This window comes from Mitsuaria sp. BK037 (assembly GCF_014193045.1).
Taxonomy (GTDB): Bacteria; Pseudomonadota; Gammaproteobacteria; order Burkholderiales; family Burkholderiaceae_C; genus Roseateles.
Genome location: NZ_JACHYS010000001.1, coordinates 1,278,799 through 1,292,122 on the forward strand (window position 1 = coordinate 1,278,799; position 13,324 = coordinate 1,292,122).

Here is a 13,324-nt window from a genome sequence, read left to right on the forward strand (position 1 = left end):
CAATACCGCCTCACTGCTAACTCACCGCCGGCTCCCTGCCGGCTCACTGCCGGCCAAGCGTGTCCAGCGGGATCTTCAGGTAGCGCACGCCGTTGTCCTCGGCTGGCGGCAGGTGGCCGGCGCGGATGTTGACCTGGATCGACGGCAGGATCAGCGTCGGCACCTCAAGCCGCGCGTCGCGGCCCTGGCGCAGCGCGACGAAGGCCGCCTCGCTGACGCCGTCATGGACATGCAGGTTGGCGCGGCGCTGCTCCGCCACCGTCGTTTCCCACGCCGGCGCGCGGCCCTCGGGCGGATAGTCGTGGCAGACGAACAGCCGCGTCGCCGGCGGTAGCGCCAGCAGCCGCTGGATCGAGCGGTACAGCGTCGCCGCATCGCCGCCGGGGAAATCGGCGCGCGCGGTGCCGACGTCCGGCATGAACAGCGTGTCGCCGACGAAGACGGCGTCCCCGATGCGATAGGCGACGCAGGCCGGCGTGTGGCCCGGGACGCTGATCGCCTCGGCCTCGAGGCCGCCGATGCGGAAGGTCTCGCCGTCGCGGAACAGGTGGTCGAACTGGCGGCCGTCGGGCAGGAAGTCGCGCTCCAGGTTGTAGAGCTTGCGGAAGACCGCCTGCACTTCGCGGATGTGCTCGCCGATGGCGATGAGGCCGCCGACACGCGCCTGCAGGTGGCGCGCGGCGGAGAGGTGATCGGCATGGGCGTGGGTCTCGAGGATCCACTGCACGGTGAGGCCGGCCTGGGCGACATGCGCCAGCAGGCGATCGGCCTGCGTGGTGGCGGTGCGGCCGGACTTGAGGTCGAAATCCAGCACCGGGTCGACGATGGCGGCCTGCCGGGTCGCGGGATCCGTCAACACGTAGCTGACGGTGCCGGTCTGGGGATCGTGGAAGGCCTGGATCGACAGGCCGGAGGAGGCGTGGCTCATGGCCGGGGCGCTCGCGGCTGGTGGGGGTGCCGGGCACTATACCGAGCGCCGGGCGCCGAGTGCCGCGCGGTGGACCGGCGGCCCGCCCCGGACCGGCGCCAGGGTGGCGCGTCGACGGCCCGGGGGCGAGGCGACTCAGGAGCCGCCGGTGGGGCGCCTGCGCGTGCCGCCGCCGCTGGTGATGGCGGTGCACTGCAGCGGATGGCGGACCTCGTGGGCCATGCCGCCGAGCAGGAACAGCAGGGCGAGGACCAGGCGCTTCATGGCGGGTTTCCCGGCGTCGCGCTCAGACCAGCTCCAGGCCGACGTTCATGTTGCCGCGCGTCATCTTGGAGTAGGGGCAGGTCTCGTGGGCGCGCTTGATCAGGTCGTAGGCCTGGTCGCGCGGGAGGCCGGGCACGTGGATGCGCAGCCGGCCGCTCAGGAAGTAGCCGTCGGCGCCGCGGTTGAGGTCGACGATGGCTTCGACGTCGGTCTCCGCGGGCAGGCGCACGCCCATCGCCTGGGCGGCCAGGCCCATCGCGCCGATGAAGCAGGCCGACCAGCCGACGCCGAACAGCTGTTCCGGGTTGGTGCCGGGGCGCGACGATCCGGGCGTGCCGAGCTGCACGTCGAGGCGGCCGTCGTCGGACTGGCCGCGGCCCTCGCGGCCGCCGGTGGTGCGGGTGTGGGCGGTGTAGAGAACCTGGACGTGATCGGTGGTGGTGGACATGGCGGACTCCTTTGAAGGCTTGAAGGCAGCGTGATCTGCTGCGTGGTCCGCATTGCACCGGGGCGATGTATCGCCGGTGTGTGACCGCCGCGGCGAATTGGCGCGGCGCGTGTCGCGGCGGGTGCTGGACACAGTGGCATACAAACCGGCTCCGGCGACCGCGCGTGACGGCGACGTGGAGATGGCGTGAAGGCGGGTGCGCCCAACGCCAAGTCGTTGCGCCGACTTGCGTGATCGCGGGTTTTCTTAAGCATTCCCTAACCCGGCCGGCGCACCTTACGTCCCAGGGCAACACGTTGTTTGACGCAATCGGCCCGACCCGCTCCGCGGCCCACGGCGACGCCTTGCAGAAGACGCCACCGGCGCGGAGCCCGCCGGACCGCAGGAGAAGCACATGAGCAAGTCCACCCCGATCCTCGCCATGGTGGCCGCCTTCGCGGCGGCGTCGGCCCAGGCCGCGACCGATCCCGACGACATGGCGCGCCGATCGGAGCGACGAGCGATGGTCCAGCAGCAACTGCGCGCGGTGCAGGTCGAGCTCTACTGCGACCACCAGGACAACGCGATGCACCTGCTGCGCGACGCCCGTCGCCAGTTGATGGCGCAGCGCCTGCCGGTCAGCGCCCCCGAGCTGCGCCAGCTGGAGAAGGTCAGCTGGCTGGTGCGCCACGGCGACACCGTCGAGGCGATCGCCACGATCGACGCCGCCCGCGGCGACCTCGCCTGAGCGCAGGCCCATCGGCCCTCGATTCATTTCGCCATCAGTCAGCCGTCGACCGGTTGGGCAGCGCCCCGACCGGCGACGGCTGACCTCCTTCGGTTTCAATTCGAGCCTGGCCGACTTTCGTAAGGGGTTCGGACCACTGGAACCGCGCAAAGCACGCGGATCCCTCGAAACGCCTCCCGCTCCCGCGCCCTAGCATCGACATCTTCGACAACGCGTGTGGCGGCGATGACTCCGGAAATGTTGGCGTTCTGGCTGGCGGGCGTGTTGCCACCCAGCTCCAGCTGGATCCTCAATCTTGCGATTCGTGGTCCGGCCTGCCTGAAGACGTCCGGCGCCGACTGGGCATTGCTCCTGCTCGCCTTCGACGGCGCGGTGGCGATCACCTGGCCGGAGATCCTCTGCAACATCCCGAACGAAGCGGTGAGGGCATTCCTGCCGTCATTGGCCCCCTCGCTGGTTTTCGTCTCGCTGGTGATCTGGATCGTGATCGTCCAATGGTGCGAGCCGCTGCTTGTCCACGCGCGCCGGGCCCGACGGCCCAGCTTCTGGCGCATCGCGAGTGGCGCAGGCGCCTGGGCGCTCGTGGTGTTGAACGTCTTCGGGCACTACTACTTGCTGATAAGGGGTTTCCATGTGGACTGAATTCCTCCTCAATTGCGCCGCGGCCTTCGTGTTCTTCCTCGCCTTCTTCCTGACCGTCTACTACATCGCCTACCGGAAGGGCGTGTTCGATGCGCCTGATCCATCGGACGGTTCATCGCCGGAAGGCGGCTGACGACCGGACGTCAGCCCGGCGCCGCCGGCATGTGGAAAGACACTAGCCGCCACCGCATGTCCGCGCGCTAGCATCGCGCGCCATGCGGATCCTCCTGGTCGAAGACGAGAAGCCCCTGGCCGACTGGCTGGTGAAGGCGCTCGGGCAGAACGATTTCGTCGTCGACTGGGTCGACGACGGCCGGCTCGTGCTGGGCCAGCTCGGCGCGACCCGCTACGACGCGATGATCCTGGACCTCGGCCTGCCGGGACTGGGCGGCCACGAAGTCCTGGCCCGCCTGCGCGACGCCGACTCCCGCGTGCCGGTGCTGGTGCTGACCGCGCGCGACTCGCTGATGGAGCGCGTCAGCACGCTGCATGAGGGCGCCGACGACTTCCTCGCCAAGCCCTTCGAGATCCAGGAGCTCGAGGCCCGCCTGGTCGCGCTGATCCGCCGCTCGCGCGGGCGCGACCAGCCGCGCTTCGCCTGCGGGCCGCTGGTCTACGACGCCGCCTCCAAGCTGTTCACCCTGGACCGCGAACCGCTGCCGCTGTCCCCCCGCGAGCACGCGGTGCTGCGCACGCTGATCCAGCACAGCGGCGAGCCGATGTCCAAGCAGGAAATCCTCGAGCGCCTGTTCTCCGACGAGCAGGACGTGCGGCCCGAGGCCGTCGAGGTGCTCGTGCACCGGCTGCGCCGCCGGATCGAATCCGGCAAGGTGCGCATCACCACGCTGCGCGGCCTGGGCTACGTGCTGGAAGCCTCATGACGGCGCCGGCGTCGGGCGCGCGCCGGCTCGCCCGCCTGATGCCGCTGCTGCCGTCGCTGCCGGCCCGCTGGCACCGCTTCAGCGTCCGTCGCACGCTGCTGGCGCTGGTGCTGCCCGTCATGCTGGCCGCCGTCGGCGTCGAGCTGGCGCTGACCTGGGGCACCGCGCTGCAGGCCGCGAACTCGGCCTACGACCGCTCGCTGCTCGGCGCCATCAAGGCGATCGAGAACAACGTGTCGACCGAGACCGGCGGCTTGTCGGTGGAGATGCCGTATCGCCTGCTGGAGTTCTTCGAGCTGACCGCCAGCGGCCAGGTGTATTTCCGCGTCAGCACCGAGGACGGCCTGGTCGAGATCGGCAACGCCGGGCTGCCGTTGCCGGCGCAGCCGCTCAAGACCGGCGTGCCGCGCTTCATCGATGCCGAGTACTTCGGCGAGCCGGTGCGCGTCGGCACCTGGGCGCGCGAGCTCGATCCGGAGCGGCCCGGCCGCCGCCTGATCATCCAGGTGGCGGAGAGCACGAACTCGCGCAACGCGTTCTCCCGCGCGCTGCTGATCCAGGCGATGTGGCGCGACCTGCTGACGGTGTCCGTCGTTGCCGGCACGCTGGCGCTGGTGATCGGCTGGGCGCTGCGCCCGCTGGACCGTCTGCGGCGCGAGGTCGAGGCGCGGGCCGACGACGACCTGTCGCCGGTCGACGAAACCCAGGTGCCCGCCGACGCGGCGCCGCTGGTGCGCGCGATCAACCACCATCTGGCCCGGCAGCGGGAGCTGATCGACGGCCGCCGGCGTTTCGTCGATGACGCCTCGCACCAGCTGCGCACGCCGCTGGCGACGCTGGCCACCATGGTCGGATATGCGCGGCGCGAGCACGATCCGGCGCGCATCGCCGAGGCGCTGGAAGCGCTCAAGGGCCAGATCGACGACACGGTGCGCCGCACCAACCAGATGCTGGCGCTGGCCCGCGCCGACACCGCGCCGGTGGTGATGGCGCCGCTGGCGCTGGATCGCCTGGCCGACCGCTGCGCGCGCGAGTCCTGGCCGCTGGCCCGCGAGCAGGGCATCGACCTGGGTTTCGACTGCGGCCAGGCCGACATCGTCGTGCTCGGCCACGAGGGCCAGTTGCGCGAGGCGCTGCTGAACCTGCTGCACAACGCGCTGCGCTACACGCCGCGCGGCGGGCAGGTGACGCTGCAGGTCGGCATCGCGGGCTCGATGGCGGTGATCCGCGTCGTCGACGACGGCCCCGGCATTCCCGCCGACGAGCGGCCGCGCGCCGGCGAGCGCTTCTTCCGCGGCAGCAACGTCGACCTGCCGGGCTCGGGCCTGGGCCTGGCGATCGTGCGGGCGATCGCCCGGCGGCACCTGGGCGACATGGACGTCAGCGCCGCGCGCCTGGACGCCGACGGCCTGGAGCGCGGGACCACCGTGACGCTGCGGCTTCCGCTGTCGCCGGCATCGGAAATTCCTGAACCGCTGAAAGCCGGCTGAAAGCGCCGCTTTCCTAGAGTCCGCTGCAAGCAGGTGGCGGGCGACCGCGCGAGCCTGCCGGCGATTCGCGATTCCCGCGAGCCCGGCGGCTGACGGCGACCCAGATCACCGCAGGAGACAAGATGCGATCGACCCCGATGTTGCAGGCGGGCCGGCGTTGGGCGGGCGCGCTGCTGATGGCCGCCGCCCTGGCGGCCGGGACCGGCCTGATGGCGCCGGCGGCTCATGCCGCGCCGCCCGCGTTGCCGGTGGGCGACGCCGCGCCGGAATGCATCGCCCCGGCCAAGCCCGGCGGTGGCTTCGACCAGAGCTGCAAGCTCGCCCAGGCGGCGTTCCAGCAGGCCGGGCTGACGAAGACGCCGATGCGCATCACCTACCTGCCGGGCGGCGTCGGCGCGATCGCCTTCGACCAGATCGTCACCCGCCGTCCCGCGGAACCGCAGACGCTGGTCGCCTTCTCCAGCGGCTCGCTGCTCAACCTTTCCAACGGCCGTTTCGGCAAGCGCAGCATCGACGACGTGCGCTGGGTCGCCGCCGTCGGCATCGACTACGGCGTGGTGCTGGTGGGACGCCAGGCGCCCTGGAAGACGCTGCCGGACCTGCTGGCCGCGCTCAAGGCCGACCCGGGACGCATCAGCTTCGCCGCCGGCGGCACCATCGGCAGCCAGGACTGGGTGAAGTCCGCCCTCGTGGCCGGGGCGGCGGGGGTCGATCACAAATCCATGCGCTTCGTCGCTTTCGAGGGCGGCGGCGAGGCCAGCGCCGCGCTCAAGGGCGGGCACGTGCAGGTCTACATGGGCGACGCGTCCGAGGTCTTCGACAAGCTCGCCCCCGGCGGCCCCTTCCGGGTGCTGGCGGTGCTGGCCGAGCAGCGCCTGCCCGGGCCGCTGGCCGGCGTGCCGACGGCGCGGGAGCAGGGCGTGGACATCGTCTGGCCCGCGATCCGGGGCTTCTACGTCGGCCCGCAGGTGCCGGACGGCGCGGTCGCGGCCTGGACGGCCAGCTTCGACCAGCTGATGGCCACGCCGGCCTTCCAGGAACTCCGCGCGCAACACGGGCTGTTCCCGCTGGCGCTGACCGGCCCGGCGCTGCGCGCCTTCATCGACCGCCAGAACCGCCAGTACGCCGAGCTCGCGACCCGCTTCGGCCTGCGGCGCTGAGCGACCCCTTGCCTTTCCCGATCCCCATCAACGACAACGAGGAGACCTCTTGAAAACGACCCGCACCCTTCGACTGAACGCCCTGTGCGCCGGCCTGCTGGCGCTGTGCGCCGCGCCCGTCGCCTTCGCGCAGAGCAGCGTCACCGTCTACGGCATCGCCGACGTGCTGATGGAATACCGCGACCACATGAACGCGGCCGGCGACCACCGCTTCGGCGTCACCTCCGGCGGCATGAACACCTCGCGCTGGGGCCTGCGCGGCAGCGAGGATCTGGGCGGCGGCCTCAAGGCCGTGTTCCAACTCGAGGCCGAGGTTGGCATGGACACCGGCGCGGCAGGCTCGTCTTTCTGGGGCCGCCAGGCCAACGTCGGGCTGGACGGCGACTTCGGGCGCGTGATCGTCGGCCGCTCGTACTCGACGACCTACGACTTCATGCTGCCCTTCGACCCGATGGGCTACGCGCCGTTCTACTCCTGGGCCACCTCCGGCGGCCAGATCGCGACGCTGCCGCGCAAGGACGGCATGGTCACCGGCGTGTCCAACCTGATCAAGTACCAGGGGACCTTCGGGCCGGTGAAGCTCGGCGCGACGTATGCGCTGGGCGAGGTGGCCGGTTCGGATTCGGCGGGGCGCTTCTTCTCGCTGGCGGGCGGCTACACGGCGGGACCGTTCGCGGCGGCGCTGGTGGTGGACCAGCGCAATGGCGCCACCATCGCGGCCAACGGCCGCTACGACAAGGAGAAGGCGCTGCATTGGGGCGTGTCTTATGACTGGAAGCCGGTCAAGCTGTTCCTGGCGCAGCGCGTCTACAAGAAGGAATTCGCCACCGGCGGCGCCAACGCCAAGAGCACGATGACCTGGCTGGGCGCGACCTGGCAGGCCACGCCGGCGATCAGCCTGACGCCGGCCGTCTACTTCCAGAACATCTCCAGCGGCGCCAGCGGCACCGACGATCCGCGCCTCTTCGCGCTGCGCGCCAAGTACGAACTGTCCAAGCGCACCAGCCTGTACGCGGTGGCTTCGACCGCCAAGTCCGGCGATGGCGGCGTGGTCAGCGTCTCGCGCGATGACAACGGCTTCGCTGATTCGCAGTCCAGCGTCGGGCTGGGGATCCAGCACCGGTTCTGATCGGGTGGGTGAGTCCCTCGCCGCGGCGCCTCAGGCCGCGGGTGAGGGCTGGCCTGGCAGCAGGCCTTCGCCGCGCAGCCGGGCCAGCACGTCGAAGAGCAGGTCGCTGCGGATGCCGTAGGCGGCGCGCGGCGAGTTCACGAATCCCGAGGCGTTGAGCACCAGGCTCGTCCCGTCCACGCCGTCGAGCTGGACGTTGGGCGCCGGCGTCGCCAGCACGCCGGGATGCGCCTCGAACGAGGCCAGCACCAGCGCCTTCACCCGGTCGATGTCGGTGGCCAGCGGCATCGGCAGCTTGAACTGCACCATGCCCAGCGACTCGCCGTAGGTGACGTTGCGCACGATCTTGGTGATGAACTCCGAGTTCGGCACGATGACCGTCGAGCGGTCGCCCATCTGGATCTCGGTCGAGCGCACGCTGATGCGGCGGATGTCGCCCTCGACGCCGGAGAGCGAGACCCAGTCGCCCACCTTCACCGGCCGCTCGGCCAGCAGGATCAGGCCGGAGACGAAGTTCTGCACGATGGACTGCAGGCCGAAGCCGATGCCCACCGACAGCGCGCTGGCCACCCAGGCCACGCTCTGCAGGCTGAACTCCATCGCGGTTAGCGAGGCGGCGATGGCCAGGACCGTGCCCATGTAGCCGAACAGCGTCGTCGCCGACGAGCGCATGCCCGCGTCCATCCGCGTGGTGGGCATGTAGCGCGTCGACAGCCATCCCTTGAGCCCCCGCACCGCGCCCAGACCCAGCAGCAGCACCACCAGGCCCTGAAGCAGTTCCAGCGGCCGCAGCGTCAGGCCGCCGATCGCCAGGCCGTCCGCCACCTTGCCGGACCGCCGCACCAGATCCAGCGGGCCCTCGCCATAGGGCGCCAGGAGCAGCAGCAGCGCCAGGAAGGCGATCGCGATGCGGCACAGGCCCGAGAGCAGCAGCGCGGTCTGCTCGCGGGTACGCGGTGGCGCCGGGGCCTCGTCGGGCGCCGCGGCGGGCTTGCCGTCGGGCTTGGGCACCGCGGGCAGGGGCGCCAGCAGCGTCATGAAGAGGTCGTCGACCAGCGCGCTCGCCAGGTAGGCGCCGCCCAGCACGATGAGCGCCCAGACGAACTGGTTCATCGCGAACACGGCCAGCGACACGAAGCCCAGCAGCAGCGCCAGCACCGCGGCGGTCAGCAGCAACCACACGCCGGCGCGCAGCACGGATAACCAGAGCGGGCGGAGGGCGGGCTCGGCCGACCGGGGCGCGCCATCGGCGTCCTTCGATCCGGCTGTCTTCCCAGCGCTCTTTCCAGCCGCCTTTCCGGGCTCGTCTCCCGGCGTGTCCCCGGGCGCGTCGCGTCGCGGCAACTGCCTGGCCGCCAGGGCCAGCACCGCCACGAAGGTCAGCGCCGCCAGCGCATGCGCGGCGCCGGTCCAGGCCAGGCTGATCTCCAGCGTCGCCGCCGTCCGGGAGGTCAACCAGCCCAGCATCGCCGCGGCGGCCAGCGTGTGCGGGAACCAGGCCAGCCGCGCGGCCGTCTCATCCGGCGCGGGCAGCAGGCGCCACGAGGGCTTGCGCGGCATCAGCGCGGCGGCGCCCAGGCCCGCGACGAAGCCGCCGAACCAGACGATGGCCTCGACCGTGTCCAGCCAGCCGGCCAGCACCGGCGCCACCGGCGCCGTGGCGCCCAGCGTCAGCATCAGGCCGTGGACGATGAGGCCGGGTCGCAGCGTGCGCAGCGTCACCAGGCTCACCGCGTAAAGCGAGCGCCGCAACCGCCCTGGCGGCACGCGGGTCGCGCACAAGTGGGCGATGAGGCGCAGCAGCGCGTGGGTGACGAGCAGCACCAGGGCCGCCGCGCCCGCCAGCACCAGCCAGCCCCGGGCCGGCACGGCGCGCCAGAGATCGGCCAGCGACTGCCAGAACGTGCGCACCCGCGCCAGGTCGCCCGGCCCCTCGCGGGCCAGTCCGGTCCAGAAACCCGATTGCAGCGGGGAGGGCACCCGCTCCCCCAGCCGCGCGCCCAGCTGCATCCGGCGGTTCTGCTCGGCGCTGGCGATCGCCTGGCCGGCCTCCACGGCGGTGAGCTTGGCGAGCTTGACCTGCGCGTCGGTGTCGGCGATCTCACGCGCCAGCTGCGCGCGCTGCGCGGCAAGTTCCGGCGGTTCCTTCGCACCGGCCGGCGCGTCGCCCAGCTGGGCCAGCCGCGCGCGGGCGTCGGTCAGCCGCGGCTCCAGCGCCGCCGACGCCTCCTCGGCGCGCGACTGCACCGACAGCGCCTGCTTGCGCAAATCCTGCAGGTCGGCCTCGTCGTCCAGCCCCTTGTCCTGCTGCCGCTGCAGCTGGGCCAGGTCCTTGCGCGCGGCCTCCAGCACCTTGTCGGGATCCACGGGCGCGCTCGGCGCTTCCTGCGCCCAGGCCGTCGATGCCGCCGTCAGCAGGCCCAACATCCATGTCGCGAGAAGCCGCGACAGCCATCCGGTCGACACCGTCATCCCGATCCATTCATCAGCGCAGGTGCCGCCCGCGGGGCAATCGGCTTGCCCGGGCCGGTCACGCGGCACCGGACTTTGGTCACTGGCTCCGCCAGGGGGCGCGGCTAGCCTGCGGTCTGCTTCGAAAGGGAGACACCCCATGCACCTGCTGCGAATCAACGCGGACTGGGCCCGGCAGATCGCGACGCTGCGCGACGCGACCACCGAGGAAACCCACCTGATCCGCTTCGACAACGGCTTCTACCGCATCTGCCGGCCCGGCCACGGGCAGTTCCAGGTGCTGCTCAAGCCCGGCGACGACAAGACCGGCAACGCGCCCGGCGTACGGCTGACGCTGCAGGAGAAGGACCTCTACGTGGCCGACATCGACGGCCGCCGCTTCGAGCGCTACGCCAGCACGCTGGACCAGATGCAGCCGACCGCCAGCGGGCTCGACGCCGCGGTGCGGCGGCTGCCGCAGGCGAACGGGGAGGAGCTGTTCCGGCTGCAGTCGCTGATCGTCTTCTGCATCGCCGAGTCGCTGCGCAGCGACCAGGTCGCCACCGCCGTGGGGCAGATGATCCTCAGCTCCACCGCCGGGCTGCTGGGCGTCGGGCCGACGCTGCCGACGCCGCGCCTGCTCGAGCAGGCCCGGTGCTGGGGCCAGGCGAGCAACGCCGTCCACGCGGCGCTCTCGCCGGAGGCGCGGGCCATCGTCGTCAAGCGCCGGACCGAGCTGACGCCGCAGCAGCGGCAGTTCAGCGAGCGCGTGGACATGGGGCGCATCGAAGCCGCGCTGCAGGAGCGGGCGAGGGCGGTGAAGGTGCTCAAGCGGCCTGATTGATCCCGCGCCGGCGCCCGTTTGGGCGCATGGCGTGCAATGGGCCGGCACGGCGTCGGACTCCCCGCGCCTCGCCCAGCGGCGCGGCGGGAGCGGGTAGAGTCGCCGCCATCGTTCACCCCCGCCCGCCGCCGTCGCGTCCGCTTCGGCCCCGTGGGCGATGCCACGAGGACCCGCCATGACGACGCCTTCCTATCCCGATGTCCGCCTGCTGATCGCCAACGAATGGGTCGATGCGGCCGGCGGCAAGACCATCGACGTGCGCAACCCGGCCACCGGTGCCGTCATCGGCAAGGTCGCCCATGCCGGCCAGGTCGACCTGGACCGCGCGCTCGAAGCCGCCCGCAAGGGCTTCGAGGCCTGGCGCCAGGTGTCCGCGCACGAGCGCGCCGCCACCATGCGCCGCGCCGCCGCGCTGCTGCGCGAACGCGCGGCCGACATCGCCCGGCTGCTGACCCAGGAGCAAGGCAAGCCGGTGGCCGAGGCCAAGGTCGAGGTGCTCGCCGGTGCCGACATCATCGAGTGGTTCGCCGACGAAGGCCGCCGCGTCTATGGGCGCATCGTGCCGTCGCGCAACCTGGCGGCACAGCAGCTGGTGCTGAAGGAACCGGTCGGTCCGGTGGCCGCCTTCACGCCGTGGAACTTCCCGGTCAACCAGATCGTGCGCAAGCTTGGCGCGGCCCTGGCCACCGGATGCTCCTTCCTCGTGAAGGCGCCCGAGGAAACGCCGGCATCCCCAGCGGCGCTGCTGCAGACCTTCGTCGACGCCGGCGTGCCGCCTGGCACCGTCGGGCTGGTCTTCGGCGATCCGGCCGAGATCTCCAGCTACCTCATTCCCCACCCGGTCATCCGCAAGGTCACCTTCACCGGATCGACACCGGTGGGCAAGCAGCTGGCGGCGCTGGCCGGCGCCCACATGAAGCGGGTGACGATGGAACTGGGCGGTCATGCGCCGGTGATCGTGGCGGAGGACGCCGATGTCGCGCTGGCGGTCAAGGCCGCTGGCGGCGCGAAGTTCCGCAACGCGGGACAGGTCTGCATCTCGCCGACGCGCTTCCTGGTCCACAACAGCCTGAAGGACGAGTTCACCGCCGCGATGGTCAAGCACGCGCAGGGACTCAAGCTCGGCGACGGCCTCGCCGAAGGCACGACGCTCGGGCCCCTGGCGAACGAGCGGCGCGTCGTCGCGATGTCCAAGATCGTCGCCGAGGCGCGAGAGCGCGGCGCCAAGATCGCCACGGGCGGGGAGCGCGTCGGGACGGCGGGCAACTTCTTCGCGCCCACCATCCTGGCCGACGTGCCGCTGGACGCCTCGGTCTTCAACGATGAGCCCTTCGGGCCGATCGCGGCGATTCGCGGCTTCGACACGCTCGAGGACGCCATCGCGGAAGCCAACCGGCTGCCCTTCGGCCTGGCCGGTTATGCCTTCACCAAGTCGATCAAGAACGCCCATCTGCTCGCGCAGCGCGTCGAGGTCGGGATGCTCTGGATCAACCAGCCGGCCACGCCGTCCGCCGAGATGCCCTTTGGTGGCGTCAAGGATTCGGGCTACGGGTCGGAAGGCGGCCCCGAGGCGCTCGAGGCCTACCTGAACACCAAGGCGGTGTCGCTGCTCGGCGTCTGAGGACCTTCTCGCCAGGTCTCGCAGCGGTCGGCCGGCAGTCTCCGGCCGGTCACGACCGCCACGCCGGATGAACGGCGCGAGGAGTCAACGGCTCCTTGGATGCGGGGACTGCTGCCCGTGAGCGCGTATTTGGCCCGGCGTGAGGCGCCTCAGGCTTGAACGGACGCGGCGGCATGATCCCTGGCCTCGAACCTGCCAGGGCTTGCGGTGACGTCCACCACCCAGAGCAGCTGGCTCAGCGCCCGGTTGGAGGCCCAGTCGTCTTCAAACCGCTGAATCAGCGTCGACGCCTCGCTCCAGCGGTCCATCGAGAAGCCCCAGACCGTGAACCAGAGGTGGCGGCGGCCCGTGTCGACGTCGTGGTAGACGGCAACGCTGATCTGCCGATCGCCGACGTGTCGGATCAACAGCTGCATGAGCGCTTCCAGCTCGACGCGCGAGAACTCGTGGTACCTCCCGAGATGCCACGCCAGGATGTCCTCGTGGTCCGGCGTGCCGCGCAGCGCCTGCAGGTTGTAGGGCCACTCGTTGGGCGAGCACGGATCCCGGGAGGGACAGAACTCGTAGGGCGACTGTCCCTTGCTGTAGACCCACACCGTCCCGGGCCGAGGCCCGGTTCGATCACTCTGCTGCGCGCTCAAATGCGGCGCCTCCCTGCACTCGACTTGCTTCAACATCGCTACTGCCTTTCGCCGTCATCGACCCCATGCCGGTGGAAGGTGCCCATTCTCGAAATCGA

14 protein-coding genes are annotated in these 13,324 nt (G+C 71.3%); 9 read left to right on the forward strand and 5 right to left on the reverse strand.

Annotated features, from left to right (window positions below):
• Positions 1-43: 43 nt before the first annotated feature.
• The 3 genes from FHT37_RS05600 to FHT37_RS05605 all read right to left on the reverse strand — a co-directional run bounded on the left by FHT37_RS05600 (position 44) and on the right by FHT37_RS05605 (position 1,640).
• Positions 44-928 (reverse strand): MBL fold metallo-hydrolase, encoded by an 885-nt coding sequence (locus FHT37_RS05600; protein ID WP_183479365.1) that lies wholly within the window; start codon positions 926-928, stop codon positions 44-46.
• Positions 929-1,063: 135 nt separating this feature from the next.
• Positions 1,064-1,192: a hypothetical protein gene (locus tag FHT37_RS25290; protein ID WP_255489496.1), complete on the reverse strand. Its 129-nt coding sequence runs from the start codon at positions 1,190-1,192 to the stop codon at positions 1,064-1,066.
• 22 nt (positions 1,193-1,214) lie between these two features.
• Positions 1,215-1,640: an organic hydroperoxide resistance protein gene (locus tag FHT37_RS05605; protein ID WP_183479367.1), complete on the reverse strand. Its 426-nt coding sequence runs from the start codon at positions 1,638-1,640 to the stop codon at positions 1,215-1,217.
• A 394-nt stretch (positions 1,641-2,034) separates the two neighbouring features.
• Between FHT37_RS05605 and FHT37_RS05610 the strand changes: the two genes are divergently transcribed.
• The 7 genes from FHT37_RS05610 (at position 2,035) to FHT37_RS05640 (ending at position 7,669) form a co-directional block, all read left to right on the forward strand.
• Positions 2,035-2,367 (forward strand): hypothetical protein, encoded by a 333-nt coding sequence (locus FHT37_RS05610; RefSeq protein WP_091724497.1) that lies wholly within the window; start codon positions 2,035-2,037, stop codon positions 2,365-2,367.
• A 237-nt stretch (positions 2,368-2,604) separates the two neighbouring features.
• Positions 2,605-3,009 carry a hypothetical protein gene (locus FHT37_RS05615; protein WP_183479370.1) on the forward strand — a complete coding sequence of 135 codons (405 nt, stop codon included), beginning with the start codon at positions 2,605-2,607 and terminating at the stop codon, positions 3,007-3,009.
• A complete protein-coding gene (locus FHT37_RS05620) occupies positions 2,999-3,142 on the forward strand; it encodes a hypothetical protein (RefSeq protein ID WP_175538252.1) in 144 nt (47 codons plus the stop codon). Before FHT37_RS05615 ends, FHT37_RS05620 begins: the two co-directional genes overlap by 11 nt.
• A gap of 82 nt (positions 3,143-3,224) precedes the next feature.
• Positions 3,225-3,890 (forward strand): response regulator, encoded by a 666-nt coding sequence (locus FHT37_RS05625; RefSeq protein ID WP_091724499.1) that lies wholly within the window; start codon positions 3,225-3,227, stop codon positions 3,888-3,890.
• Positions 3,887-5,380, forward strand: coding sequence for a sensor histidine kinase (locus FHT37_RS05630; RefSeq protein ID WP_255489497.1), 1,494 nt, complete (start codon positions 3,887-3,889; stop codon positions 5,378-5,380). Before FHT37_RS05625 ends, FHT37_RS05630 begins: the two co-directional genes overlap by 4 nt.
• A gap of 122 nt (positions 5,381-5,502) precedes the next feature.
• Complete coding sequence (locus FHT37_RS05635) at positions 5,503-6,540, forward strand: tripartite tricarboxylate transporter substrate binding protein (protein ID WP_183479372.1); 1,038 nt, start codon at positions 5,503-5,505, stop codon at positions 6,538-6,540.
• 49 nt (positions 6,541-6,589) lie between these two features.
• Positions 6,590-7,669, forward strand: a complete 1,080-nt coding sequence (locus tag FHT37_RS05640) for a porin (RefSeq protein WP_409072689.1) — start codon at positions 6,590-6,592, stop codon at positions 7,667-7,669.
• A 30-nt stretch (positions 7,670-7,699) separates the two neighbouring features.
• On the opposite strand, the gene FHT37_RS05645 is transcribed toward FHT37_RS05640, so the two are convergent.
• A complete protein-coding gene (locus FHT37_RS05645) occupies positions 7,700-10,096 on the reverse strand; it encodes a DUF3772 domain-containing protein (RefSeq protein ID WP_221210960.1) in 2,397 nt (798 codons plus the stop codon).
• A 184-nt stretch (positions 10,097-10,280) separates the two neighbouring features.
• Here FHT37_RS05645 and FHT37_RS05650 point away from each other — a divergent pair, with 184 nt between their 5' ends.
• On the forward strand, positions 10,281-10,964 hold the full coding sequence (locus tag FHT37_RS05650; RefSeq protein WP_091724502.1) for a hypothetical protein: 684 nt from the start codon (positions 10,281-10,283) through the stop codon (positions 10,962-10,964).
• A gap of 175 nt (positions 10,965-11,139) precedes the next feature.
• Complete coding sequence (locus FHT37_RS05655; protein WP_091724503.1) at positions 11,140-12,585, forward strand: NAD-dependent succinate-semialdehyde dehydrogenase; 1,446 nt, start codon at positions 11,140-11,142, stop codon at positions 12,583-12,585.
• Positions 12,586-12,734: 149 nt separating this feature from the next.
• On the opposite strand, the gene FHT37_RS05660 is transcribed toward FHT37_RS05655, so the two are convergent.
• The gene (locus FHT37_RS05660) at positions 12,735-13,262 is read right to left on the reverse strand and encodes a hypothetical protein (protein ID WP_147242771.1); all 528 of its coding nucleotides are present in this window, start codon (positions 13,260-13,262) and stop codon (positions 12,735-12,737) included.
• Positions 13,263-13,324: the final 62 nt, after the last annotated feature.